Source organism: Mesorhizobium sp. M7A.F.Ca.US.002.01.1.1, from assembly GCF_004022955.1.
GTDB classification, from domain to species: domain Bacteria; phylum Pseudomonadota; class Alphaproteobacteria; order Rhizobiales; family Rhizobiaceae; genus Mesorhizobium; species Mesorhizobium ciceri.
The window spans coordinates 1-24,597 of the sequence record NZ_RZQE01000040.1; the positions used below are offsets into that span (position 1 = coordinate 1).

General features: G+C 63.9%; 28 protein-coding genes and 1 pseudogene. 14 read left to right on the forward strand and 15 right to left on the reverse strand.

Annotation, left to right across the window (positions count from 1 at the left end; translation table 11 throughout):
* From EN932_RS07065 to EN932_RS07080, 4 genes and pseudogenes are all read right to left on the reverse strand, one after another.
* Nucleotides 1-260 (reverse strand): annotated as a pseudogene (locus tag EN932_RS07065) (branched-chain amino acid ABC transporter permease); the annotation flags it as partial.
* Nucleotides 257-1,165: a branched-chain amino acid ABC transporter permease gene (locus EN932_RS07070; RefSeq protein ID WP_013532983.1), complete on the reverse strand. Its 909-nt coding sequence runs from the start codon at nucleotides 1,163-1,165 to the stop codon at nucleotides 257-259. The pseudogene EN932_RS07065 and the gene EN932_RS07070, both read right to left, overlap by 4 nt.
* The gene (locus tag EN932_RS07075; RefSeq protein WP_063171575.1) at nucleotides 1,162-1,911 is read right to left on the reverse strand and encodes an ABC transporter ATP-binding protein; all 750 of its coding nucleotides are present in this window, start codon (nucleotides 1,909-1,911) and stop codon (nucleotides 1,162-1,164) included. Before EN932_RS07075 ends, EN932_RS07070 begins: the two co-directional genes overlap by 4 nt.
* Complete coding sequence (locus tag EN932_RS07080) at nucleotides 1,908-2,705, reverse strand: ABC transporter ATP-binding protein (protein WP_013532981.1); 798 nt, start codon at nucleotides 2,703-2,705, stop codon at nucleotides 1,908-1,910. Before EN932_RS07080 ends, EN932_RS07075 begins: the two co-directional genes overlap by 4 nt.
* Nucleotides 2,706-2,831: 126 nt before the next feature.
* Here EN932_RS07080 and EN932_RS07085 point away from each other — a divergent pair, with 126 nt between their 5' ends.
* Genes EN932_RS07085 through EN932_RS07110 form a run of 6 tightly spaced genes read left to right on the forward strand, consistent with a single transcriptional unit; the run spans nucleotide 2,832 to nucleotide 7,185 of the window.
* Complete coding sequence (locus EN932_RS07085) at nucleotides 2,832-3,566, forward strand: GntR family transcriptional regulator (protein WP_024502532.1); 735 nt, start codon at nucleotides 2,832-2,834, stop codon at nucleotides 3,564-3,566.
* Nucleotides 3,563-4,045 carry a DUF3830 family protein gene (locus EN932_RS07090; RefSeq protein ID WP_127369299.1) on the forward strand — a complete coding sequence of 161 codons (483 nt, stop codon included), beginning with the start codon at nucleotides 3,563-3,565 and terminating at the stop codon, nucleotides 4,043-4,045. Before EN932_RS07085 ends, EN932_RS07090 begins: the two co-directional genes overlap by 4 nt.
* Before the next feature lies 1 nt (nucleotide 4,046).
* Nucleotides 4,047-4,400: a TIGR04076 family protein gene (locus tag EN932_RS07095; RefSeq protein ID WP_127369300.1), complete on the forward strand. Its 354-nt coding sequence runs from the start codon at nucleotides 4,047-4,049 to the stop codon at nucleotides 4,398-4,400.
* Nucleotides 4,397-5,452, forward strand: a complete 1,056-nt coding sequence (locus EN932_RS07100; protein ID WP_127369301.1) for an aldo/keto reductase — start codon at nucleotides 4,397-4,399, stop codon at nucleotides 5,450-5,452. The genes EN932_RS07095 and EN932_RS07100 overlap by 4 nt, the downstream gene beginning before the upstream one ends.
* Nucleotides 5,449-5,877: a DUF4440 domain-containing protein gene (locus EN932_RS07105; RefSeq protein WP_064995060.1), complete on the forward strand. Its 429-nt coding sequence runs from the start codon at nucleotides 5,449-5,451 to the stop codon at nucleotides 5,875-5,877. The genes EN932_RS07100 and EN932_RS07105 overlap by 4 nt, the downstream gene beginning before the upstream one ends.
* A gap of 48 nt (nucleotides 5,878-5,925) precedes the next feature.
* Entirely contained in the window at nucleotides 5,926-7,185 is a 1,260-nt protein-coding gene (locus EN932_RS07110; protein WP_127369302.1) for an ABC transporter substrate-binding protein, read from the forward strand.
* Nucleotides 7,186-7,276: 91 nt separating this feature from the next.
* On the opposite strand, the gene EN932_RS07115 is transcribed toward EN932_RS07110, so the two are convergent.
* From EN932_RS07115 to EN932_RS07150, 8 genes are all read right to left on the reverse strand, one after another.
* A complete protein-coding gene (locus EN932_RS07115) occupies nucleotides 7,277-8,077 on the reverse strand; it encodes an ABC transporter permease (RefSeq protein WP_063171580.1) in 801 nt (266 codons plus the stop codon).
* Nucleotides 8,074-8,946 carry an ABC transporter permease gene (locus tag EN932_RS07120; protein ID WP_127369877.1) on the reverse strand — a complete coding sequence of 291 codons (873 nt, stop codon included), beginning with the start codon at nucleotides 8,944-8,946 and terminating at the stop codon, nucleotides 8,074-8,076. The genes EN932_RS07115 and EN932_RS07120 overlap by 4 nt, the downstream gene beginning before the upstream one ends.
* Nucleotides 8,943-10,046, reverse strand: coding sequence for an ABC transporter ATP-binding protein (locus EN932_RS07125; protein ID WP_024502540.1), 1,104 nt, complete (start codon nucleotides 10,044-10,046; stop codon nucleotides 8,943-8,945). Before EN932_RS07125 ends, EN932_RS07120 begins: the two co-directional genes overlap by 4 nt.
* A gap of 75 nt (nucleotides 10,047-10,121) precedes the next feature.
* Nucleotides 10,122-11,147 (reverse strand): ABC transporter substrate-binding protein, encoded by a 1,026-nt coding sequence (locus EN932_RS07130; RefSeq protein WP_127367184.1) that lies wholly within the window; start codon nucleotides 11,145-11,147, stop codon nucleotides 10,122-10,124.
* Nucleotides 11,148-11,199: 52 nt separating this feature from the next.
* A complete protein-coding gene (araD1, locus tag EN932_RS07135; RefSeq protein ID WP_127369527.1) occupies nucleotides 11,200-12,198 on the reverse strand; it encodes an AraD1 family protein in 999 nt (332 codons plus the stop codon).
* Between the two features lie 32 nt (nucleotides 12,199-12,230).
* Nucleotides 12,231-13,007 (reverse strand): SDR family oxidoreductase, encoded by a 777-nt coding sequence (locus EN932_RS07140; protein ID WP_127369526.1) that lies wholly within the window; start codon nucleotides 13,005-13,007, stop codon nucleotides 12,231-12,233.
* 11 nt (nucleotides 13,008-13,018) lie between these two features.
* Nucleotides 13,019-14,746, reverse strand: coding sequence for an IlvD/Edd family dehydratase (locus EN932_RS07145; protein ID WP_127384965.1), 1,728 nt, complete (start codon nucleotides 14,744-14,746; stop codon nucleotides 13,019-13,021).
* Nucleotides 14,743-15,486 (reverse strand): FadR/GntR family transcriptional regulator, encoded by a 744-nt coding sequence (locus EN932_RS07150; protein WP_013532967.1) that lies wholly within the window; start codon nucleotides 15,484-15,486, stop codon nucleotides 14,743-14,745. The genes EN932_RS07145 and EN932_RS07150 overlap by 4 nt, the downstream gene beginning before the upstream one ends.
* 109 nt (nucleotides 15,487-15,595) lie before the next feature.
* Here EN932_RS07150 and EN932_RS07155 point away from each other — a divergent pair, with 109 nt between their 5' ends.
* Nucleotides 15,596-16,525 carry an aldose 1-epimerase gene (locus tag EN932_RS07155; RefSeq protein ID WP_064995067.1) on the forward strand — a complete coding sequence of 310 codons (930 nt, stop codon included), beginning with the start codon at nucleotides 15,596-15,598 and terminating at the stop codon, nucleotides 16,523-16,525.
* Between the two features lie 18 nt (nucleotides 16,526-16,543).
* On the opposite strand, the gene pcaQ is transcribed toward EN932_RS07155, so the two are convergent.
* On the reverse strand, nucleotides 16,544-17,461 hold the full coding sequence (gene pcaQ / locus EN932_RS07160; RefSeq protein ID WP_127384966.1) for a pca operon transcription factor PcaQ: 918 nt from the start codon (nucleotides 17,459-17,461) through the stop codon (nucleotides 16,544-16,546).
* A gap of 93 nt (nucleotides 17,462-17,554) precedes the next feature.
* Between pcaQ and pcaD the strand changes: the two genes are divergently transcribed.
* From pcaD to pobA, 6 genes are read left to right on the forward strand one after another with little or no spacing between them, the layout of a single operon-like run.
* Complete coding sequence (gene pcaD, locus EN932_RS07165; protein ID WP_127369971.1) at nucleotides 17,555-18,364, forward strand: 3-oxoadipate enol-lactonase; 810 nt, start codon at nucleotides 17,555-17,557, stop codon at nucleotides 18,362-18,364.
* Nucleotides 18,357-18,764 carry a 4-carboxymuconolactone decarboxylase gene (gene pcaC, locus EN932_RS07170; RefSeq protein WP_127369970.1) on the forward strand — a complete coding sequence of 136 codons (408 nt, stop codon included), beginning with the start codon at nucleotides 18,357-18,359 and terminating at the stop codon, nucleotides 18,762-18,764. The genes pcaD and pcaC overlap by 8 nt, the downstream gene beginning before the upstream one ends.
* Complete coding sequence (gene pcaH, locus EN932_RS07175) at nucleotides 18,754-19,509, forward strand: protocatechuate 3,4-dioxygenase subunit beta (RefSeq protein WP_013532962.1); 756 nt, start codon at nucleotides 18,754-18,756, stop codon at nucleotides 19,507-19,509. Before pcaC ends, pcaH begins: the two co-directional genes overlap by 11 nt.
* Complete coding sequence (pcaG, locus tag EN932_RS07180) at nucleotides 19,509-20,123, forward strand: protocatechuate 3,4-dioxygenase subunit alpha (RefSeq protein WP_013532961.1); 615 nt, start codon at nucleotides 19,509-19,511, stop codon at nucleotides 20,121-20,123. The genes pcaH and pcaG overlap by 1 nt, the downstream gene beginning before the upstream one ends.
* Nucleotides 20,124-20,142: 19 nt before the next feature.
* Entirely contained in the window at nucleotides 20,143-21,195 is a 1,053-nt protein-coding gene (locus EN932_RS07185) for a 3-carboxy-cis,cis-muconate cycloisomerase (protein ID WP_127384967.1), read from the forward strand.
* Nucleotides 21,195-22,367 (forward strand): 4-hydroxybenzoate 3-monooxygenase, encoded by a 1,173-nt coding sequence (pobA, locus tag EN932_RS07190; RefSeq protein WP_127369461.1) that lies wholly within the window; start codon nucleotides 21,195-21,197, stop codon nucleotides 22,365-22,367. Before EN932_RS07185 ends, pobA begins: the two co-directional genes overlap by 1 nt.
* A 10-nt stretch (nucleotides 22,368-22,377) precedes the next feature.
* On the opposite strand, the gene EN932_RS07195 is transcribed toward pobA, so the two are convergent.
* Entirely contained in the window at nucleotides 22,378-22,848 is a 471-nt protein-coding gene (locus EN932_RS07195) for an NUDIX domain-containing protein (protein ID WP_127369460.1), read from the reverse strand.
* A 173-nt stretch (nucleotides 22,849-23,021) separates the two neighbouring features.
* On the opposite strand from EN932_RS07195, the gene EN932_RS07200 reads away from it, so the two are divergent.
* Nucleotides 23,022-23,555, forward strand: a complete 534-nt coding sequence (locus EN932_RS07200) for a sterol desaturase family protein (protein WP_027163878.1) — start codon at nucleotides 23,022-23,024, stop codon at nucleotides 23,553-23,555.
* A 19-nt stretch (nucleotides 23,556-23,574) separates the two neighbouring features.
* Here EN932_RS07200 and rsgA read toward each other — a convergent pair.
* Nucleotides 23,575-24,597 (reverse strand): ribosome small subunit-dependent GTPase A (gene rsgA, locus EN932_RS07205; protein ID WP_245483262.1); only part of this gene is annotated, 1,023 nt, incomplete at its 5' end.

Sequence of the window (24,597 nt, forward strand, 5' to 3'; positions counted from 1 at the left end):
GTTAACGCCGCGGCAATGCCGCCGACGACCATGGCGCCCGCCCAGCCGACAACGATCGGCAGGCCAAGGCCACCCAGCCGCGCGGCGTCGTCGGGAGTGGTCAGCAATGCCGAGGTGTAGGCGCCGATGGCGACGAAGCCGGCAAGGCCGACATTGAACAGGCCGGTCAGGCCCCACTGCAAATTGAGCCCCAGCGTGACCAGCGAAAAGATCAGCGCGGTGGTCAGGAAGAAGGCGCCGTAGCCGATCAGATCCATCAGCGTTCCCTCACACCAAACAGGCCGATCGGCCGCACGAACAGCACCGCCATCAGGATGATGAAGGAGACGGCGGCGCGCCATTCGGCGCCGATCAGCTGCACGGCACCGGCCTCGGCGAGCCCGATGATCAGGCCGCCGAGCACGGCGCCGGGGATGCTGCCGATGCCGCCGAGAATGGCGGCGGCAAACATCGGCAATAGCATGTCGAAGCCCATGAACGGGCGGATCTGCACCAGGATGCCGATCATCACGCCGGCCACGCAGGCCAGCGCCCCGCCGATGACCCAGGTGACGCGCACCACGCTGGCGACGTCGATGCCGACGATGCGGGCCAGTGCCGCGTTCTGGCTCAGGGCCTGCATCGAGCGGCCGGTCTGCGTGCGCGTCATCAACAGATGCACGGCGAGCACCAGCACCGCGGTCAGCAGCAAAAGCGCGATCTGGTCTGATGTGATGCGGATGCCGAAGCCGACCGGCATGGCGATCTGGATCGCCCGGCTGAAATAGGTCGGCCGCGAGGTGAAGGTGAATTCGAGCAGGCTTCTCAGCGCCATCGAGGCACCGAAGCTCGCCATCACCACGATGATCGCCTGGCCTTGCGAGCGCAGCCGCGAAAACAGCACCTTGTCGAGCAGCAGCGCCAGCAAAGCGGTGAACGCCATGCCGACGACCAGCGCGACAATCAGCGGCCAGCCGAAGGACAGCGGTGCGATCGGTGCCACCTTGCCGACTGTCGCGCCGATGGCGCTGACGACGGCCAGCGTCGCATAGGTGCCCCAGGCCATGAAGTCGCCATGGGCAAAGTTCGAGAAGCGCAGGATCGAATAGGTAAGCGTCACGCCGATGGCGCCCAGGCCGATCATCGAACCCGTCAGCAATCCGTCGACGACAAATTGCAAGCTCATGCCCCACCTCCTGTGCCGGACTTGCGGGGGCGCTGGCCGAGATAGAGTTCGGCGACCACCGGATCGTTCCACAGCTCGGAGGCAATGCCCTCGTGCCGGTCTTTGCCTTCGACCAGCACATAGGCGCGGTCGCCGATGGCGAGCGCTGCCTTGGCATTCTGTTCGACGAGCAGGATGGTGACGCCGGACTTGCGGATGTTTGCCAGCATCTCGAACACCATCGAGACGAATTTCGGCGACAGGCCGGCCGACGGCTCGTCTAGCACCAGCACCTTGGGGTGGACGATCAGCGCCCGCGCAACGGCGAGCATCTGCCGTTGTCCGCCCGAGAGGTTGCCGGCGGCGGTGCGGCGCTGGCGGACGAGATCGGGGAAGGCGGCATACATCTCCTCGATGCGCGCAGGAATCTCGCGCCGCTCAAGGATGCCGCAAGCAACTCTGAGATTGTCCTCGACCGACATCAGTGGGAAGATGTTTTCGGTCTGCGGCACGAAGGCCAGCCCGAGGCGCACCATGGTGTGGGCCGGCGCGGCAGTGATGTCCTTCCCGTCCAGAAATACTGTGCCGCCGGTGATCGGGACGAGGCCGGCGATGGCCTTGATGAAGCTAGACTTGCCGGCGCCGTTGGGGCCGAGCACCACGACGATCTCGCCCTTGGCGACGGTGATCGAGGCGCCGCGCACGATCGGCACGCCGGGCTCGTAGCCGGCTTCGAGGTCGCGGACATCGAGAACGATCTCGCTCATGCCGCGCCTCCGAGATAGGCCTCGATGACGCGCGGGTCGCGAGCGACCTCTTCGGCCGTGCCTTCGCTGAGCAACTGGCCGCTCGCCATGACGAGGACGCGATGGCAGAGCCGCGTCACCATGTCGATATTATGCTCGATCAGCAGGAAGGTGATACCGCGCGCATTGATGTCGCGGATGCGGTCGATGATGACTTCGAGCAGCGTCGCGTTGACGCCGGCCGCCGGTTCGTCGAGCAAGATGATCGCCGGATCGGCCATCATCACGCGGGCGAGTTCGAGCAGCTTGCGCTGGCCGCCGGAAAGCACGCGCGCCGGCTCATGCGCGAGATGGGCGAGGGCGACCAGTTCCAGCAGTTCAAGCGCCTTTGTCCTGGCGGCCCTTTCCTGCGCGGCGACGCGCCATGGCGTGACGAAATTGGCAAGCAGCTTTTCGCCGGCCTGACCCTGTGCCGCCAGCATGATGTTTTCGATCAGCGTCAGGTTGGGCAGCGGGCGCGGTATCTGAAACGTGCGGCCGAGACCGCGTCCGATGCGCAGATGTGCTGCTTCGCCCGAGACGCGCGCGCCGTTGAGAAGGATTTCGCCGCTGGTCGGCAATATGCTGCCGGCAAGCAGGTCGAACATCGTCGTCTTGCCGGCGCCGTTGGGGCCGATGAGGCCGAGGATTTCGCCCGCTTTGACGTTAAACGAGACGTCGTTGACCGCGACAAGGCCGCCGAACCGCCTGACGACATTCCTTGCCGTCAGAACCGGCGCGCGGGTTTCCCCTTGCCGTTTGGTTGCCTCGCTCATCAAACCCTCTGGCCGAAGACGATCGCTGCCGCCTCCTGATTATGATTTGTGATCACACTTGCGTTGATCACGCTATTCGGCTTTAATTTCCTCCGCAAGCCGAAAACCGGCCACGAACGGAATTCCATGCAAAAGGCTGCCATCGAAAAGAACAACGAGGTGATCGCGGCCCAGCTTGCGCCGGTCGGCCGCGAGACCGTGCAGGACCGCGTTTATTCCGAGCTGCGCCGCGCCCTGATTGGCGGCCTGTTCGAACCGAGCCAGGTGCTGACCATCCGTGGCCTGGCTGACGCCTTGGTCACCTCGACCATGCCGGTGCGCGAGGCGCTCGGCCGGCTGATCACGGAAAAGGCGCTGGAGGCGCTGCCCAACCGTTCGGTGCGCGTGCCGCCGATCACGCTGGAACGCCTCGACGATCTCCTGCGGGCTCGCATCCTGATCGAGGGCGAGGCGATCGCGCTGGCCGCCGCCCGCATGGGTCCGCGCCAGATCGCCACCATCGAAACCATCCTCGCCGAATGGGACGAGATGCGGGCTTTGAAACACAAGAAGGACGTCGACCGCGAAGTGACGCTCAACCAGAGCTTTCATTTCGAGATTTACCGCTCCTGCGGTTCGGCCGTGCTGATCCCGATGATCGAGAGCCTGTGGCTGCAATCGGGTCCCTGCATTCGTGTCGCCATCTACGCCTTCTCGGAAGCCGGCGAGGTCGACACCGCCCAATATCACCGCCGCATCGTCACGGCGCTGTCCACGCAGGATGCGCAGGCGGCGCGCGAGTCGCTGGTCGCCGACATCAGCCGACCCTTCACCTTCCTGCGCAGCAAGTTGCAGGCCGCCGCCGCGAAAGACCAGACATGACCGCCATCAGGATCACCGAGCCGCGCTCGCAGCTTTCCGTAACGGCATTGCTGCTGCCCGAGAAGGCGCCGGAAAACGCTGCCTTCCTCTTGGCCTACCTCGGCACGCCACGCGTTGTTCCGGGCATCCATGCGATGTGGACGGGGCCTGAGATTTCCTGTCCGGTTCCATCAACCGACCTCGAGGGCCAGGCCTATGCAAAACCGTTGCCGGCCGAGAACGCGACGCTGAACCCGCAGCCGGGCGACATCGTACTGTCCTACGTGCCGCCACGCATGTGGGGCGGCAATCCCAATGCGATCTTCGACATTGGCCTCTACTACGGGCAGGGCGCGCGGCTCTTGTTCCCGATAGGCTGGCTGGCCGGCAGTGTGGTGGCGCAGGTGCGCGTCGAAGAGCGTGACCGGTTCGCCGCCGCGTGCGGTGTCATCCGCCGCAACGGCGCCTGCGATGTCACCTTCAGCCTGATGGAGGCCTGACATGGCCGACGACAGTTTCGAGCTGTTCGACCTTCGCGTCGAGGCCATCATCCCCAAGGACAAACCTATCTATTGCGGCGCCAAGGAAGGCGATTATTTCGAGCTCAAGGGCGAGATGCTGTCGATGCCGGCAGGGCAGGTTTTTTCGATCTATTCGATCGCCGCCGTGTTGCCGCTGCTGGCAGCCAAGCAGCGCCCAACCCACCCGAACGACTGGATGACCTCGGACGCCGAGATCGCTTGTCCCGATCCCAATTGCGGCAGCCGGCTGCGGATCGTCAGGGCCGCCAAGCGGCGGTTCAGCCACGCCGAGACGACGGCGGTGCCGCTGCCGAAAGAGGATGACCTTAGATGACCGCCAAGACCTTCGAACTCGGCCCCGGCTACACCATCTCGCGCGTCATTCGCGGCGGCTGGCAGCTGGCTGGCGGCCACGGCGCCATTGACCGCAGCCAGGCGGTGGCCGATCTGATCGCCACGTTCGATGCCGGCATCTGGACCTATGACTGCGCCGACATCTACACCGGCGTCGAGGAGTTGATCGGTGCCGCGCGCCTGCGGCTGGCCAGCGAGCGCGGCCTCGACGTCGCGGCCCGGATGAAGGTGCACACCAAGCTGGTGCCCGACCTCGAACGGCTGGCCAGTATCAGCCGTGACTACATCAGGGGCATCATCGACCAGTCATTGCGGCGGCTGAAGACCGAGCGGCTCGATCTCGTGCAGTTCCATTGGTGGGACTATGAACAGCCGCGCTATGTCGATGCCATGGGCTGGCTCAACGAGCTTCGGTTGGAGGGCAAGGTGCGAAATCTCGGCACCACCAATTTCGACACGCCAAGGCTCGCCGAGATACTCGCTGCCGGCATCCCGCTGGTCAGCCAGCAACTGCAATATTCCGTGCTCGACCAGCGCCCGGGCAGCAGCCTGGCCGCGCTCGCAAAACAGAACGGCGTCAGCTTCCTCTGCTATGGTTCAGTCGCCGGCGGCTTCCTCAGCAACAAATGGCTCGGTGCGGCCGAGCCCGCCACGCCGCTCGAAAACCGCTCGCTGGTCAAGTACAAGCTGATCATCGACGATTTTGGCGGCTGGGAGCTGTTCCAGCACCTGCTGCAAGCGCTGAAGGCCGTTGGCGACCGCCACGGCGTTGACGTCGCCACCATCGCCAGCGCCTGGGTGCTGGAGCAGCCGCAAGTGGCGGCGGTCATCGTCGGCGCCCGCAACCAGGCCCACGCCATTGCCAATGCGAAAATCATGGACGTTGCGCTCCACGCCGAGGACCGGGAGCGGATTGCGGCCGTCATCGCGCAAGGCACCGGCCTCGAAGGTGACGTCTACACGCTGGAACGCGACCGCCGCGGCCGCCACGGTTCGATCATGCATTACAACCTCAATGCGGGGAAGAAATGAGCGGCGAACCCTCCCTGTTTTCACGCGCCAGCGCCGAAATCATCGACCTGCACCGCTTCTTCGTCGACTGGTTCGTCGCCGCGCGAGCCAACACGGTGGACTTCGGCCGCTTCGAACGCGCCATGGGCAAGGACCTCAGCATGGTGGCGCCGGACGGGCAGATCCTCGATCGCGAAGCGGTCGTCGACCATGTCCGCGCAAGCCGTGCTTCCTGCGACGATGGTTTCGCCATTTCGATCGAGGACATCCGGCCCGGCTGGCAGGACGCGGATACCATCGTCGTCCTCTATGTCGAAGCGCAGCTGCGCGCAGGCAAGCACAGCCGCCGTCAATCGAGCGCCGTCTTCACGACCAGTTCATCGGCGCCCAACGGCGTCGAATGGCGACATCTGCATGAAACCTGGCTGCAGGTGCCGGAACGCTGAACAAGCTCCAGAACTCAAATACAGTCGAGTAACGAAAGGGGAACAACAATGACAAAGACGATACTCCAACTCACCACAGCGCTGGCCCTCGTCACGATGGCGGGTGCTGCGCAGGCCGCCGATTGCAAGATCACCGTCGGCCTCGTCATGGAGCTGACCGGCCCGGCCGGTGAATACGGCCAGGCCGGCGCCAAGTCGGTCGAGATGGCCTTCCGCGACATCAACGGAGCCGGCGGGGTGCGCGGCTGCGATCTCGTCACCGACACGCGCGACAGCCAGAGCCAGGGCAACATCGCCGTCGACGCCGCCACTCAGCTTGTGCAGGTCAAGAAAGTGCCGGTCATCATCGGCGGCATCATCTCGTCGGTGTCGATCCCGATCCTGACCTCGGTGACCGCGCCAGCCAAGATCGTCCAGGTCTCGCCAGCGTCATCCTCGCCGACTCTGACGGCGCTCGGCCGCGACGGCAAGACCAACGGCATCTTCTTCCGCACCATCACCTCGGATGCGCTGCAGGGTGTCGCCGCCGCCAAATATGCCATCGACAAGGGTTTCAAGAAGCTGTCGATCATCCACGTCAACAACGATTTCGGCGTCAACATGGTGGCCGAATTCTCGCGTGCCTACAAAGCGCTCGGCGGCACCATCGTCTCCGACACGCCTTACAATGAAAAGCAGTCGAGCTATGCCTCCGAAGTCACCGCGGCAATGGCCGGTGAACCGGACGGTCTCTACCTCGTCAGCACACCGGTCGACGGCGCCACGGTCGCCCGCACCTGGATCTCGCAGGGCGGCGTGCAGAAATTCCTGCTCAATGACGGCATGAACAGCCCGGACTTCATCGAATCCGTCGGCGCCGATTATCTGAAGGAAGCCTACGGCACGTCGTCCGGCACCAGCCCGACGGCCTCGACGGAGTATTTCACCAAGAACTATAAGGAATTCTCCGGCATCGAACCGACCAATCCGGCAGCCGACCGTTCCTATGACGCCGGCGCGATTGTTGGCCTCGCCATCGCCATTGCCGGCTCCGAGGACCCGGCCAAGATCAAGGACGCGATGTACAAGGCGGTCGATCCGGCCGGCACGCCGATCTTTGCTGGCAAGGAAGAGTTCGCCAAGGCGCTCGGCCTGATCAAGGACGGCAAGCCGATCCGCTACGAAGGCGTCATCGGCCCGGTCGCCTTCGATAAATATGGCGACATCACAGGCCCGTTCCGGCTGTGGAAGATCGTCGACGGCAAGGTAGCGACGGACGGTGAAATGACCACCGACGATGTCAACGTCTTGCAGGCCAAGCTTCAGTAAGCATCATTCCGTTTGGTCCGGCATCGATTATGTCAGCATCGATGCCGGACCAAGAATATGGCTGCCTCATTGCGGCGCTCTTGCCCGGCACTCACGTCCGTTCCGTCGCAACTTGCCTGGGGATGAGAAAGCGGGCGGCGAGCACGCAGAGCAGCACGGTGAACATCAGGATCAGCGCCACCAGCGCATTGATATCGGGTGAGAAGCCAAGCCGCATCATCGCCCACAGCCTGACCGGCAGCGTGCTTTGCGTGCCAGTGACCAGGATGGTGATCATGGTCTCGTCGAATGACAGGGCGAAGGCCAGGATGGCGCCGCCGACCATGGCGCTCGACAGGTTCGGCAGGATGATGCGCCAGAAGGTCTGCCAGCCCGTGGCACCGAGATCGTAGGACGCTTCAACCAGCGTGCGGCTCATCGACTGCAGCCGCATCAGTACCGTGCGGTAGACTATCGCCAACACGAAAACCGTATGGCCGATAACGACCGTCAGCAGCGAGCGTTCGAGGCCGATCTCGCGGAAGAAGATCAGCAGCGCCAGGCCGCTGATGATCGGCGGCATCAGGAACGGCAGGAAGATGATGAACTGCAGCAGCGAGCGTCCGGAACGGCGCCCATGATAATAGAGCGCCAGCAGCGTTCCGCTGACCACCGACAGGATGACGGTGCAGACGCCGACGATCAGCGTCGTGCGCAGAGCGGCCAATATGTCGTGGTTTTCAGCCAGCGCCACATAGGTCGCAAGCGTCGGCGACGACCAGTCGACGGAGCCATGCGAAATGGTGAAGAACGACGACACGATCGGCACGAACAGCGGGCTGTAGAGCAGGACCGCAACCAGTGTCGTGATCGCGGCCAGAAAGATCGTGGACAGTCGGGGCAGGGCGCTCATACCGAAGTCCCCGGGTTGCGGCCAAAGCGTTCGCCGATGAGGATTGCGGCGATCACCACGACGGCCAGCGCCACCGACAGCGCCGCGCCGAACGGCCAGTTATAGGCCGTGCCGAACTGGCTGTAGAGGATGCGGCCGAAGGTGAAGCCGCTGATCCCGCCGACCATCTGCGGCGTCAGGAAATCGCCGATCGCCAGCACGAAGACGAAGCTCGCCGCCGAAGCGACGCCGGGCAGGCTGAGCGGCAAGGTGATGCGCAGGAAGGTCTGCAAGCCGCTCGCGCCGAGATCGTCGGATGCGCGCAGCAGCACTTGCGGAATCCGCTCCAGCGACAGGAAGATCGGCAGGATGGCGAAGGGGATCAGGAGCAGGGTCAGCGTCAAAAGGATGGCGTTCATGTTGAACACGAAAAGCGTCGACGGTTCCTGCAGAATGCCGAGCGCCACCAGTGCCTTGTTGAGGAAACCGTTGAGGCCGAGGATGCTGCGGATGGCATAGATCTTGATGACGTAGCTCATCAGCAGCGGCACCAAGAGCAGCATCAGCAAGGCGTAGCGCCAACGGCCTTTCAGCATCGTCAGGAAATAGGCGGCGGGATAGGCGAGCAGGATGCAGATGATGGCCACCGATACGCAAAGCACGATGGTGTTCCAGAACACCGGCAGAAAGACCGGATCGGTAAAGAACCTGACATAGTTGCCCAGCGACAAGCCGTAGACGATCGTGCCCTGGTCGACGCTGAAGAAGCTGTAGCCGAGGAAGATCGCCAGCGGCACCAGGACGAAGACCACTGGCAAGGCAAACGCCAGCACCGTCACCAGCAGCGACAGCCGTTTTTCCGCAGGCAGCGTCGATCCTGCTTTGCTCATGCCAGCACCAGATGGCCTTCATGCGGCGCAAAGGAAAGCGATACGGCCTCGCCGGATCTGAGCGCGCTGCCGTCGACGCGGCTCGGCACGCGCAGCCGCAAGCGTTGCGCGGCATTGTCGGCGCCGGCCGCGATGGTGGCGACGGTCGACGAGCCGGCAAAGGCCAGATCGGAGATCGTGCCGGAAAAACGGTTGTCGGTGTCCTTTGCATCCGCAAGGTGCAAGGCTTCTGGACGGAACGCGGCGTAAGCGCTGGCGCCTTCCGCTGCGGCTTTCAAATGCGGCTGGTCGCTGATCGAACAGATGAGGCGCCCGAGCGCCGTCTCGATCGATCGCAGCTCGCCCTGGACCGGTCCGAGTTTCCCGGCCACCAGATTGTTCTCGCCGAAGAAACGCGCGACGAATTCGCAATCCGGTCTGTAGTAAAGGTCGTGCGGCGTGCCGAGCTGGCGGATATGGCCGGCCTCCATGACGCAAATCCGATCGGCCATGCCGATGGCTTCTTCCTGGTCATGGGTGACGAACAGGAAGGTGGTCCTGATTTCGCGCTGGATGGACTTTAGGAACACCTGCATCTGCCGGCGCAGTTCGAGGTCGAGTGCGGCGAGCGGCTCATCGAGCAGGATCAGGCGCGGCTGGCAGATCAGCGCACGGGCGAGTGCGACGCGCTGGCGCTGGCCGCCGGAGAGCTGCGCCGGAAAGCGGTCGGCGAAACGCCCGAGCTGGACCAGTTCCAGCGCCTCCGCGACTCGGCGCGCGATTTCCTTGCGCTGGACATGGCGAACCGAAAGCCCGTAGCCGACATTGCCGGAAACGGTCAGGTGCGGGAACAGCGCATAGTCCTGAAACACGGTGTTGAACGGCCGCCGGTTGATCGGCATGCGGCTGATGTCTTGCCCATCCAGGCGTATCTCGCCCGACGTCAGCGGTTCCAGCCCGCCGATCAGCCGCAGCACCGTGGTCTTGCCGGAGCCGGAGGGTCCAAGAACGGTGAGGAACTCACCGTCCTTGATCGACAGGTCGATGTCGTGCAGCACGGGGACCGTGCCGTAGGATTTCGAGACGGACCGCAGCGTCAAGAGGTCGGTGTTCTGGTTCATGAAATACTCTCGCATACGCTTCGGCGGTCCGGAACTCCGGACCGCCGGGTCCTTCGAAGGCATGGTGCGGAAAGATCAGGGCGTTGCCTTGACCTCGTTCCACATGTCCGAACGCTTGAGCGGGTCCTCGACATTGTTGAGCCAGACCAGCTTGTCGTTGCCGCCGGCGCTGCCGGTTTCCGTCACCGTGTTGCCGAAGCCGGTGCGCTCGGAAAGCTCGCCGCCGACCTTCTTGCTCAGCATGAAATCAATCCATTTCTCGGCTGCCGCATTATCACGGACACCCTTGGAGATGACCCAGTTGTCGAGCCAGGCAAGCGCGCCCTCGCTCGGATTGACGTAGGCGACATGGGCGCCGATCTTCTGCAGCGCCTTGACCTGCTGCTGGCCGTAATTGGCCCAGATCAGGGCCACATCATTGTTCTGGTAGATCTGCTGCGCCTCGTCGGCGGTGGTGTAGAAGCTGAGCACGTTGCGCTTGAGTTCGACCAGCTTGGCCTTGACTGCAGCCATCTGCTCTTCATTGAGGTTGAACGGATCCTTGTAGCCGAGCGTCAGTGCGGTGAACGAGAAATTGTGCTCGCCATTATCATACGCCAGCACCTTGCCCTTGTAGGCCGGGTCCCACAGAACCGACATCGAGGTCGGCGCCGGCTTGACCTTGTCGGTGTCGTAGATCAGGCCGATGGAGTCGAAGCAGAACGGAATGCCGTAGACCTTGCCGTCCTTGGTCACGCCGCTGACCGCCGTCAGGTCGCGGAAGCGCGGCAGCACGTCTTTCTGGTTGGCGAGCTTGGTGACGTCGATCGGCGACACCAGGTCAGCCTTGATGTAGCGCTGCAACTGGGCGGTGTTGACAGCAAAGACGTCGAAGTCCTGGCCCTCGCTGCCCTTGATCTTGGCCCAGATCTCGTCGTCGCTGCCGATGAAGACGACATCGACGCCGATGCCGGTCGCGGCGGTGAAATCCTTGACCCAGTCGGCATCGGCGTAGCCGTCCCAGGCCAGTACCCGAAGGTTCGCGGCGAGCGCCGCCGATGTCATCAGGCCGATGCTGAGCCCGATTGTCGCTAGTCTTAGAAACGCTTTCTTCAGTCCCATTTTTAATCTCCCATTATCGTTCTGGTGGACCGTAATTTTCGGGCCTGCGCCGTCACAGCTGGGTAACAGCGACCAGTCCCTCGTCCGGCACCGACACCATCCGGTTGCGCAGTGGCTTGCCGAACGTCTGTGCCTGGATTTCATACTCGTCGCCGGAAGCCGTCTTGACGCCGGAGGCGTAGCTCATCACCGCCGCGCCGAAGAAATAGGCGTGCAGGTCGCCCGCCCTGCGGTGCATCGGGTAGCGGAAATGGAAGTGTTCGAGATTGGCGATCGAGTGCGACATGTGCGCTTCACCCGACAGGAACTCCTGCTCCCAGATAACAGTGCCGTCGCGCAGGATGCGCGAATGGCCGCGCACTTCTTCGGGCAGGTCACCGATCAGCAGTTCCGGACCGATCGAGCAGGAGCGCAGCTTGGAATGGGCGAGATAAAGGTAGTTCTCGCCCTCCGTCACGTGGTCGGAATATTCGTTTCCGAGCGCATAGCCGATGCGATAGGGATGGCCATCGGGTCCATTGACATAAAGCCCGACGATCTCGGCTTCCTCTGCACCGGCTTTCGCGAATGCCGGCATCGGCAGCGGCGCGCCGGGCGGGACAACGCAGGTGCCGACGCCCTTGAAGAACCACTCTGGCTGAATCCCGATCTTGCCGGCGCCAGGCTTGCCGCCCTCCAGTCCCATGCGGAAGATTTTCAAGGAATCGGATTCGTCGGCACCTTCGCCATGGGTCAGAACATGCATCTGGTTGCGCGCGGCGGCACTTCCGGTGTGGGTGAGGCCGGTGCCGGTGACCAGGAAGCGCGCCGGTTCGGGATGGTCGACCGGAGCGAGCACCTGCCCATCGCGCAACAGTTGGTCGTAGTCGATTTTCGCTGTGCCGGTCCGCTTCTCGACCAGCGCTGCGATCGACGTGCCCTGGGCAATTGCCGCTTCGGCCAGCTCCAGCACGCTGCTGGTCTTCTCGAGAGGGTGCAGATGATTGCCGTCATCGCAGACACGGCCAACCCCTCTGCTGCCGTCGGCCATTCTGAACTGAACAAGACGCATGAACTAACCTTCTTCCTTTGAAGCCGTACGGGTCACACCCAGCCCGCATCGACGATGAACTGCTGGCTTGTGCACATGCGGCTGTCGTCGGCGGCGAGGAACAGCGCCATGCGCGCGATATCGGAGGGTTGCAGCCGGTCGGGCAGGCACTGCCTTTCCGCGATCTGGCGTTCGCCGGCCGGGTCCAGCCACAGGCGAATCTGGCGCTCGGTCATCACCCAGCCCGGCACCATGCAGTTGACGCGGATGCGCTCAGGGCCAAGCTCGCGGGCCAGCGCCCGCGTCATGCCGTAAACAGCCGCTTTCGCGGTGACATAGGCTGGGCAATCCGGATCGCCGACCATCCAGGTGATGGAGCCGAAGTTGATGATCGAGCCGCCGCCCTGCGCGCTCATCTGCGGACGCACTGCCTGCGCCGCGAAAAACTGGTGGCGCAGATTGACCGCCATGCGGTCGTCCCAATAGGCAACCGTCACATCCTTGGTCTGGTGGCGGTCGTCATTGCCGGCATTGTTGCACAGCGCCTGGATGGGGCCATTGTGCTGCATTGCCTGCACGGTTGCCGCCTGCAACTCTTCGACGTTGCGCAGGTCGCATGGAATGAACAGCGGCGCGGCATGTCCGTCGGCCGCAATCGCGTCGACCAGACGTTGGGATGGTTCTTCGGCCATGTCGACGAAGGCGACGCGGCTGCCCTGGGCGCAGAAATGGCGCACCAGGCTTTCGCCGATGCCGCTGCCGCCGCCTGTTATGAAGACGCTGCGGCCCTTGAGGCTTGGATAGATCGCGTAGCCGATTTCATCCGTCATCGCGCGCCTCTCTAGTGCGAATGCCGAGGAATGCCGGCATCGCGCCGGCCGACGAGAAAGTCGAAATCGCAGCCCTTGTCGGCCTGCAGCACGCGCTCGACATAAAGGCTCTGGTAGCCGCCCTCCGGCGACGCCGGCGGCTTCCAGTCACGCCGGCGGATGGCGAGCTCCTCTTCCGACACCAAAAGTTCCAACCGGCGGCCGGCGACGTCGAGCTCGATGAGGTCGCCGTCGCGCACCAGCGCCAGCGCGCCGCCTGCGGCTGCTTCCGGCGCCACATGCAGAACCACGGTGCCGTAGGCGGTGCCGCTCATGCGCGCGTCCGAAATGCGCACCATGTCGGAGATGCCTAGCTTGAGCAGTTTGGCCGGCAGCGGCATGTTGCCGACCTCGGCCATTCCGGGATAACCGCGCGGCCCGCAGTTCTTCAGCACCATCACCGAGGTGGCGTCGATGTCCAACTCCGGATCGTCGATGCGGGCGTAGTAATGCTCGATGTTTTCGAACACCACCGCCTTGCCGCGATGCTGCATCAGCTCGGGCGTTGCCGCGGACGGCTTGATGACCGCGCCGTCAGGCGCCAGATTGCCGCGCAGGATGGAGATGCCCCCTTCCTTGGTCAGCGGCTCGCTCATTGGGCGGATCACTTCGCTGTTGTAGTTGGGCGCGCCGTCGATCAATTCACCGATGGTCTTGGCGCTGACGGTCATGGCGTCGCGATGAAGAAGCCCCACTTCATCAAGCGACGCCATGACCGCAGCTAGCCCCCCGGCGTAGTAGAAATCTTCCATCAGGAACCGGCCCGACGGCATCAAATCGACAATGGTTGGAACGTCACGACCTAGGCGGTCCCAGTCTTCGAGGCTGAGATCGACACCGATCCGGTTGGCGATGGCGATCAGATGCAGCACCGCATTGGTCGAGCCACCGATCGCGCCGTTGACGCGAATGGCGTTCTCGAACGCTTGCCTGGTGAGGATCTCCGCGATCGTCACGTCCCTGCGCACCAGATCGACGATCTGGCGTCCGGCCATCTGGGCGAGCACGCCACGGCGCGAATCCACCGCCGGGATCGCGGCGTTGTCCGGCATGCCGATGCCGAGCGCTTCGACCATGCTGGCCATGGTCGAGGCTGTGCCCATCGTCATGCAGCTGCCCGCCGATCGGCTTTGGCCCTGCTCGGCGGCGAGAAAGTCGGCAACCGGCATGCGGCCGGCTTTAACCTCCTCGGCGAATTTCCAGACATGGGTGCCCGAGCCGATATCGTGTCCGCGGAACTTGCCGTTGAGCATCGGCCCGCCGGAAACGGCGATGGTCGGCAGGTTGCACGATGCGGCGCCCATCAGCAGCGCCGGTGTGGTCTTGTCGCAACCGACCAGCAGGATGACGCCATCGATCGGATTGCCGCGGATGGACTCCTCGACATCCATGCTGACCAGGTTGCGAAACAGCATGGCGGTGGGGCGCATGTTGCTCTCGCCCAGCGACATCACCGGAAATTCGAGCGGCAGGCCGCCGGCTTCATAGACGCCGCGCTTGACGTGATCGGCCAGCGCCCGCAGGTGGGCATTGCACGGGGTCAATTCCGACCAGGTGTTGCAGATGCCGATCACCGGGCGGCCGTCGAAAGCGTCGGCGGGAATGCCCTGGTTCTTCATCCAGCTGCGGTGCATGAAGGCGTTCTTGCCCTCACCGCCGAACCAGGCCTCGGACCGTAGCTTGCGTTTGTTCTCGCTCACGATGCCAGCTCCCGATTCTGGCGGCGCTTGTTGCGGTTCTCGACACTGCGGCGCACGTCCTCCTCAGCATTGTCGATGAGGACCAGCAGCGCCTTTTGTGCGCCGGTCGCGTCGCCGGCGGCGATCTTTTCGGCGACTTCCCGGTGCAGCGGCAATGAGGGGCGCTGCCCTTCCGGATTGTCGTTGGAAAGACGAAAGCTCGTCACCAATGCGGTTTCGACCAGTGCCGCCAGCGAGCCGATCAGCTCATTGCCGGTCATGCGCAGTATGGTCTGGTGGAACAAAAGGTCAGGCTTGGCGAAGCGGTCGCCGTCGTCGACCACCGCCTCCATTTCGACCAGAGCTGCATTGATCTCGGCGATCTGCGCTGGCGTGGCGCGCTGGGCCGCAAGCGCTGCCGACATCGGCTCGATGGCCCTGCGCAATTCGAACAGCGCCCGGACATCGTCGGCGCTGACACCGCTGGCATAGCGCCATGACAGGACGTCCGGGTCGAGGAAATTCCAGTCGGCACGAGGACGCACCCTTGTGCCGGTCTTCGGCCGCGATTCGACCAGCCCCTTGCCCGCCAACACCTTGATCGCCTCGCGCAGCACCGTGCGGCTGACCCCCAGCATCTCGCTTGAATCGTCGGCATTGGGCAGTGCCTCGCCGGGTAGGAAATCGCCTTGAACGATGCGCAATCCGATTTGCTCGACGACGGTCGCATGCAGAGCGGTGGAGCCGCTGGAAACCGCCACCGCGACTCTCGACGTACGCGCCATACTGAAAGATTTGTTATTCTTCATACTATTCATATGATATGTCTTATCGGCATTGCGATTGGAGTCAAGGGATGGGGGAGTGCCGATGACAAAGAATTCCGCTGCCGTTGCCGAGCAGCACCAAGGGCTGATCTCGATCAGCGACGGCATTGCGACCGTGGAGATCGCGCCGGCCGCCGGCGGCGCGCTGGCGTCGTATCGCTGGCGGCAAAACGGATCCGTCGTGGATTGGCTGCGCCCTGCGGATCAGGCGGCGATCGACGGCCGCGATGCCGGCGCCATGGCCTGCTTCCCGCTGGTTCCCTATTCCAATCGCATAAGGCACGGCCGCTTCGCATTCGCAGGCCGCACCGTCGAACTGCCGACCAGCCCGGACGATCCACATCATGAGCATGGCCATGGCTGGCGTCGGCCATGGACCGTCGTGCGGCACGAAGCCAGCGCCACCGTCCTATCCTATCGCCATGCCGCCGATTCCTGGCCGTGGAGCTATGAGGCAAGGCAAGAGATCTCGCTGGTCGATGGCAGCCTGATCACCGCCATCTCGCTGCGCAACCTGTCGGACGCGCCGATGCCGGCCGGGCTCGGCCTGCATCCCTATTTCCCATCGACACCGTGGACGCATGTCCAGGCGCGGGTGTCCGGCATGTGGGAGACCGACGCGGAAATCCTGCCCACCCGGCACGTCCTGCCGCCTGCAGGCTCCAACCCGACCACGGGCTTCGACGTGTCGGAGACGGACTTCGACACGGTCTTCACCGGATGGTCGCGCCGCGCCCGGATCTCCTGGCCGGAGCATGGACGGCAACTGGACATCGAGGCCGAGGCGCCACTCGATTTCCTTGTCCTCTACACGCCGCCCGGCGAGCCGTTCTTTTGCGCCGAACCGGTCAGCAACATCACCGATGCCTTCAACCGCAGGGCTGACACGGGCATCGAGGCCGGCTGTATCGTACTGGCGCCCGGGCACATGCGGTCCGCAAGCGTTCGCTTCACGCCTTCGCGGGAGATCTGATCGCCAGTCTGAGCCGCATCAACTGCTTTGCCTCGCCGCTTCGCGGATGGTCTGCAACAGGATGGAGAAGGCCGGCGAGGGCGCCGTGTCGGTCCGCATCGTCAGGCCGACCGGTCCCTTGGTTTCCTCGGTGTTGACCGGCAGGGCGACGAAGGCGCCACTGCCGAGTTCATTGGCGACGACGCCGGCCGAAATGATCCAAACCGCATCGCTCTGCCGCAGGAAGGCGCGGCCGAAGGAGTCCGAGACGGTTTCGATCTCGGTTGCCGGCGCCGTCATGCCGCTGGTGATGAACAGGCGGTCGACGAAAGGGCGGATGACCGATTCCCGTGTCGGCATCAGCGCCGGGAACTCGTCGAGCCGCGCGAACACGTCCTGTCCGGGCTCAAGCAGCGGATGTCGCGCCCGCACCACGAACAGCACCTGTTCGGAGTAGAGATGCTCGAAGAAGAAGCCGGTCATGTTCTCCGGCGCCGCCAACCGTCCGACGACGAGATCGAGCGCGCCGGTGCGCAACTGTTCGAGCAGCACCGCGTTCTCGCCGGTGACGATCTTGATCGCCGCACCGGTGCTCTCTTTGAGGAACAGGCTCATGGCAAGCGGCATCACCCGCGCCGACACCGTCGGCAGCGCGCCGATGCGGATCGGGTGCCGGTTGACCGCTCCGTCCTGGCGGACGGAATCGACGCCTTGCTTGAGCGCCGTGATCGCCGTGGCGGCGTGGCGAAGGAAGATCTCGCCGATGCGCGTCAGTCGGATGCCGCGGCCGTCGCGCTCCACCACCGCAACCCCCAGCGCCTCTTCCAGTTCGCGCAATGTCTTGGTCACGGCCGGCGGGCTGACATGCAGCAAGTCAGCCGCTCGCGCCACGCTCCCCTGCCGCGCAACTTCCAGGAATGCCTGCAGGTGACGGAACCGAATGCGGCTCTCGGACATGGATTCGATAACCCCTGAGTTAATGAAACGCCGCAAAATATCATTTTACCGAACCAAACGCCTTGTGCAATGTGGGGGCGGAGGATCGAAACCGTGCCATTCGTCACCATCGGCGGCATCACGCTGCACCATCGCCACATCAAGGCGACCGGCAATGCGCGCCCAATCATATTCATCAATTCGCTCGGCACCGACTTCCGGATCTGGGACGAAATTGTCTCGACGTTCGATGGTGAAATGCCGCTGCTGGTGTATGACAAGCGCGGCCACGGACTGTCCGACATCGGCGACATCAGGTCGATCGACGATCACGTCGATGACCTCTCGGCGCTCATCGATCATTTCGGCTTGAGCAAGGTCGTGCTGTGCGGCCTGTCGGTCGGCGGCATGATCGCGCAGGGGCTCTATGCCAGGCGGCCTGAAATCGTCGAAGGCCTGATCCTTTGCGATACGGCACACAAGATCGGCACGACAGACAGCTGGAACACACGCATCGCGACTGTCGAAAGCAAGGGCATCCAGGCGATTGCCGATGGCGTGCTCAAAGTGTGGTTCACCCCCGCCTTCCACGCGGCGCGTCAGGCCGAGCTCGACGGTTACTGGAACATGATGACGAGGCAAGCGCTTGCAGGTTACATTGGGACTTGCGCGGCCGTTCGCGATGCCGATTTCACCGATGCTGCACGCCGCATCGCGGTGCCGACGCTCTGCGTCGCCGGCGACCAGGATGGCTCGACACCTCCCGATCTCGTCCGCTCGCTGGCCGCGCTGATCCCCGGCGCGCGCTTCGAAATCATCCGCGACGCTGGACACATTCCTTGCGTCGAACAGCCTGAAGCGCTCACCGCCCTGATCCGCAGTTTTATCTCGTCGCTTGCCCCTGGAGCAGAAACCCATGGATGAAGTCTCCGGCGATGCAGTCAGATATCGCACCGGCCTCGCGGTGCGGCGCTCGGTGCTTGGTGACCGCCATGTCGACCGCGCCGAGGTCGCCGCCACCGATTTCGACCAGCCTTTCCAGGAGTTGATCACCGAGGCCGCCTGGGGAACCGTGTGGGCGCGGCCGGGCTTGACCAGGCGTGAGCGTTCGATCGTCACGCTGGCGCTGCTGGCCGCACTCGGCCATGATGAGGAGGTTGCTATGCATGTGCGCGCCACCGTCAACACCGGTGCCTCGCGCGACGATATCTGCGAGGCGTTCCTGCATGTCGCCATCTATGCCGGCGTGCCGGCCGCCAACCGTGCCTTCAAAATTGCCAAGGACGTGTTTTCGGAAATGGACGGAAGCCAGAATGACCGCTGAGTCCGGCTCGAACCGGAGGCCCGAGACCGGCGCCTTCTTCCAGCGTGACCGGACCTGGCATCCGCCTGTTCTGACACCGAATTACAAGACCTCCGTGCTGCGCTCGCCGCAGAAGGCGCCGCTGCCGTTCGACAACACGCTGTCGGAGATTGCAGGTCCGGTCTTCGGTCACGCCATGCTCGGCAAACTCGACGCCGACCTGATCCACAATTTCGCCAGGCCCGGCGAGAGCGCGCTCGGCGAGCGCATCATCGTCCATGGCCGGGTGCTCGACGAACGCGGTGTTGGCGTACCCGGCGCGCTGCTCGAATTCTGGCAGGCCAATGCCGGCGGCCGCTACCGCCACAAGAAGGACGGCTATCTGGCGCCGCTCGACCCGAACTTTGGCGGCTGCGGGCGCGCCATAACAGGCGAGGATGGCGGCTACGCCTTTCGCACCGTCAAGCCCGGCCCCTATCCCTGGCCGAACGGGCCGAACGACTGGCGGCCCTCGCACATCCATTTCTCGGTCTTCGGCCACGGCTTTGCGCAGCGGCTGATCACGCAGATGTATTTCGAGGGTGATCCGCTGATCTGGCACTGCCCGATCGTGCGCGGCATCCCCGATAAGGCCGCCGTCGAAACGCTGATCGCCACGCTCGACATGCAGGCGACGATCCCCTTCGACGCGCGCGCCTACAAGTTCGACATCGTGCTGCGCGGGCGCCGCGCGTCGCTGTTCGAAAACAGGCTGGAGGGCAATTGATGGCCCAGTCGCTCGACCGGCTCAGGGAAAGCCCCTCGCAGACCGCCGGACCTTATGTCCATATCGGGCTGACGCCCAATTTCTGCGGCATCGGCGGCGTCTATGCGACCGACCTTGGTGCGACCATGGTCAACGACAAGACCAAGGGGGAGCGCATCGGCCTGCGCATCCGGGTGCTCGACGGTACCGGCACGCCGCTCAAGGATGCGCTGATCGAGATCTGGCAGGCAGATGCGGATGGGCTCTACAATTCGCCGGCTGAACTGCGCGGCGCGGCCGATCCGAACTTTTTCGGCTGGGGCCGTTGCCCGACCGACATGGACACCGGTCTGTGCACGTTCGAGACGATCAAGCCGGGCCGCGTGCCGTTCAGGGACGGAAGCCTGATGGCCCCGCACATCACCCTCTGGATTGTCGCGCGCGGCATCAATCTCGGCCTGCACACACGCCTGTATTTTTCCGATGAGGAAAAGGCCAATGCCGGGGATGCGATCCTGGCGCGCATCGAGCACCGCGTCCGCGTGCCGACGCTGATCGCCGAGCGCAACGGCGATATTTATGTTTTCGACATCCATCTCCAGGGGGAGAAGGAAACGGTCTTCTTCGACAGCTGATGGTCAGGAGGAGCAGGATATGACCGTATCGCCCTTCGACCATCCACTGCTCTCCGCTCTTCTCGGCGACGAGGAGGCGAACCGGCGTTTTTCCGTCGAGGCGGAAATCGAGGCGATGCTTGCCTTCGAGCGGGCGCTGGCGCAAGCGGAAGCTGAAAACGGGATTATCACCAAGGATGATGCCGCCGCGATCGTGGCCGCACTTGCCACATTCCGGCCCGACACCGCCTTGCTGCGGGCTGCCGTCGCCAAAGACGGCGTCATTGTGCCGGAACTGGTACGCCAGATCAGGGCGGCGGTCGGCGAACCGCATGGCGACAAAGTGCATCTCGGCGCAACCAGCCACGATGTCATCGATACCGGCCTGGTGTTTCGGCTGAAGTCCATCGTCGAGCATCTCGGCCTGCTCCTGACCGAGACCATTATACGGCTCGTCTCGCTCGAAGAGCGGTTTGGCGGCAGGGCGCTGAAGGGAATGACGCGCATGCAGCCAGCCATTCCGATCAAAGTGGCCGATCGCGTCAGGACGTGGCGGGCGCCACTGCAACGGCATCAGGAAAGATTGTCGGAACAGTCGAGGCGTCTGCTGGTGGTGCAGTTCGGCGGTGCCGCCGGCACGCTGGAAAAGCTAGGCGACAAAGGTCCGGCGGTGCGCGCAGCACTGGCCGCAAAGCTCGGCCTTGGCGACGCACCGCATTGGCAGAACCAGCGTGACGCACTCGCCGATTTCGCCGGCCTGATGTCGCTGCTATCAGGCAGCCTCGGCAAATTCGGCCAGGACATCGCGCTGATGGCGCAAGGTGGAACCGAGATCGAGCTTTCCGGCGGCGGCGGCTCTTCGGCCATGCCGCACAAGCAGAACCCGGTGAAGGCCGAAGCGCTGGTGGCGCTTGCCCGCTTCAACGCCACGCAGCTTGCGGGCATGCATCACGCGCTCGTGCATGAGCAGGAGCGCTCGGGCGCTGCCTGGACGCTGGAATGGCTATTGCTGCCGCAAATGGTCATCGCGACGGCCGCGTCGCTCCGCCTTGCCGCTGAGCTGACCGCACAGGTCGAAAGTCTCGGCCACTGATGCGCACGCAAATCGTCATCGTCGGGTCCGGACCGTCCGGCCTGCTGCTTGGGCAGCTTCTGGCCGGCATCGGCGTCGAGACGGTCATTCTGGAACGCGCGAGCCGCGAGCACGTGCTTGGCCGTGTGCGGGCAGGGGTGCTCGAACAGGGCACCGTCGAATTGCTGGAACAGGCTGGCGCGGCGGCAAGGCTGCATGCCGAAGGACTGCCGCATTCCGGCATCTCGCTCGCCTTCGACGGACGCCTGCACCGCATCGACCTCGAGGCACTAACCGGCGGCAGGCATGTCACCGTCTATGGCCAGACCGAGGTGACGCACGATTTGATGGACAAGCGCGATGCGGACGGACTGACCACGATCTACGAGGCGGCAAATGTCGCGTTGCACGATTTCGACGGCGCCGCACCTTTCGCGACCTATGACAAGGACGGGGTCACGCATCGCATCAATTGCGACTTCATTGCCGGCTGTGACGGCTATCACGGCGTCAGCCGCAAATCGGTGCCCGAGCGTGCGCTGAAAATCTTCGAGCGGCAGTATCCGTTCGGCTGGCTCGGCGTGCTGGCCGAAGTGCCGCCGGCCGATCACGAACTGGTCTACGCCAATCACGAGCGGGGTTTTGCCCTGTGCTCGATGCGCTCGACGCATCGCAGCCGCTATTATGTGCAGTGTCCGCAGGACGATCGCGTCGAAGCCTGGCCGGACGATCGCTTCTGGGACGAGTTGCGCCGCCGCTTGCCGGAGCAGACCGCGGCAAGCGTCGTTACCGGACCATCCTTTGAAAAGTCGATCGCGCCGCTGCGCTCTTTCGTCGCCGAGCCGATGCGTTTCGGCAGGCTGTTCCTGGTCGGGGACGCCGCCCACATCGTGCCGCCGACCGGCGCCAAGGGCCTCAACCTCGCCGCCAGCGACGTGCGCTATCTCTTCGCCGGTTTTCGCGACTTCTACATCGAGAAATCATCTGTTGGCATCGACGCCTATTCCGGCAAGGCGCTGGCACGGGTCTGGAAGGCGGTTCGCTTTTCCTGGTGGATGACGACGATGCTGCACCGTTTTCCCGACACCGGCGAGTTCGGCCAGCGCATCCAGGAGGCCGAGCTCGACTATCTCGTGCAGTCGCGTGCCGCATCGACCGCGCTCGCCGAGAACTATGTCGGCCTGCCCTATTGAGGGCTGCGGATCATCCGGCGCCTTGCTGCCTGGCAAAATCCAAAAGCATCGGGCGCTGCCCCTTGAGGATTTTCACCTCCGCCTCGGCCAAAGTGAACCAGCCCGCTCTGTCGACCTCCGGAAATTCCTTCAGGGATCCCGACCTTGGCGGCCATTCCATGGTGAACATGTTGCTTTTGATGGCAGCCACATCGATGTCGATGCGCGCCTCGACGGACCAGGCCGTGACAACCTTGCCACCGGGTTGTTTGTAGTCGCCAAGCCGCGCGAAGGTGCCGTCGACCTTGACGCCGAGCTCTTCCTCGGTCTCGCGTTGCGCTGCCGTCAACTCATCCTCGTCCTCGCCGACGAGACCCTTCGGTATCGACCAGGCGCCATCGTCCTTCTTCGCCCAGAACGGCCCGCCCGGGTGAACCAGCAACACCCTAAGATCGCCATCGCTGCGGCGATAGATCAGCAATCCCGCACTGCGTTTTGCCATTTTTGTACGTCCATTTGCGAAGCCGGCAGCCTGCCGATGGTCCTTGAATCGTTGATGCGAACCTTGCACTAGGGGATTGCGACGCTATGTCAGGCGCGTCTGCATTGCACCTCGGTCGCGAGTCCGGCAATCTGATACCATCGCTTATTTGGCGGCTCGAAGGCTAGGTGACGATGCAACTCGGTCTTATTGGCTACTATAGCGACTTCGTGGTGTATCCGCTGGTGATCGCCGTGCTGGCAGTGGCCGGGCTGCTCGAGGCTGGCGAAGAGAGTGCGCCAGGCTGGATCGGCACTGTCCTCGCCTGTCTCGGCCTCTGGACGCTGATCGAGTATGTGCTGCACAGGTTCGCTCTTCACCATATTCCTTACGTCAAGGACCTGCACGACCGTCACCATGTCGAGGAACGCAGTTCTGTGGGCACGCCAACCTGGCTCAGTCTCGGCGTGCATGCGCTGGTCGCGTTTGTGCCCGTTTGGGTGGTCTCAGATTTCGCCACGGCGAGCGCGGTGAGCTGCGGGTTGATGCTGGGATATCTGTGGTACATCAGCATCCACCACATGATCCATCACTGGCACCCGGCGCATCCGAGCTATCTCTACACGCTCAAGCGCCGTCATGCGGTGCATCACCACATCGACGAAACGGCCAATTTCGGTGTGACTTCGGCATTCTGGGATCGCGTTTTCGGCACGGCGCAGCTCTGAAGTCCTCAGTCCTCGCCGTTCAGCGCCTCTTTCCGCGACCGCCGGAAGTCTTGGCTCCGCGAGGCCCGCTCTGGACCGGCGTGTTGTTCTGGTTCTCGTCGGACAGTTTTCGCCAGCGGGCAAGGCGCTCCGGGTCGAGCGTCCCCGCCTTCAAGGCAGCCTGAACCGCGCAACCCGGCTCGTGCACATGCGTGCAGTCGCGGAACTTGCAGAGCGGTGCAAGCTCGGTGATTTCGGCAAACAGCGTGTCGATGCCGTAGCCGACATCGCTGACCTGCAGCGTCCGCATGCCCGGCGTGTCGATCACCCAGCCACCGCCGGCGATGGAATGCAGCGATCGCGACGTGGTGGTGTGGCGTCCCTTGGAATCGTGCTCGCGGATGCCCCCGGTCTGTTGCGGCGATTGCTGCGCCGATCCGGCCAGCGTGTTGACCAGCGTCGATTTGCCGACGCCGGAGGAGCCGATCAGCGCCACCGTCTGGCCGACACCGCACCAGGCAGCCAGGACGGTTGCCGCATCCGATGTGCGGGGGTTCAGCATTACCACCGGCAATCCACGCTGCAACGCCGCAGCTTGCTTCTGGTAGGTCTCGGCGTCTTCAGCGGTATCGGCCTTGGTCAGCAGGATCACCGGCGTCGTTCCGGCCTCGTTGGCCAGCGCCAGATAGCGCTCGAGCCGGGCGGGATTGAAGTCGGCATTGCACGAGGTGACGATGAACAGCGTGTCGACATTGGCCGCGGCAAGCTGCGGCACCCTGCCACCGCCCTGGGTGCGGCGTTCCAGCACCGTCTTGCGGGTCAGGCGGCGCTTCACAAGGTGTTCATGCCCATCGACCAGAACCCAGTCGCCGACGGCATAGTCACCGGTGTTCGCCTGCGCCGGCAGCGTCAGGTCGACCGGCCCTGCCTGGGACAGGCCGGTCAGGCGATCGCGGTGGACGGTGGCGATCCGCGTCGGGACAAGATTGGCTTCGCCGGGCTCGAGCTGGTCGCCGAAAAGTTCGGTCCAGCCCAGGCTGGCGAGCGATGGCGTGGAGTGATC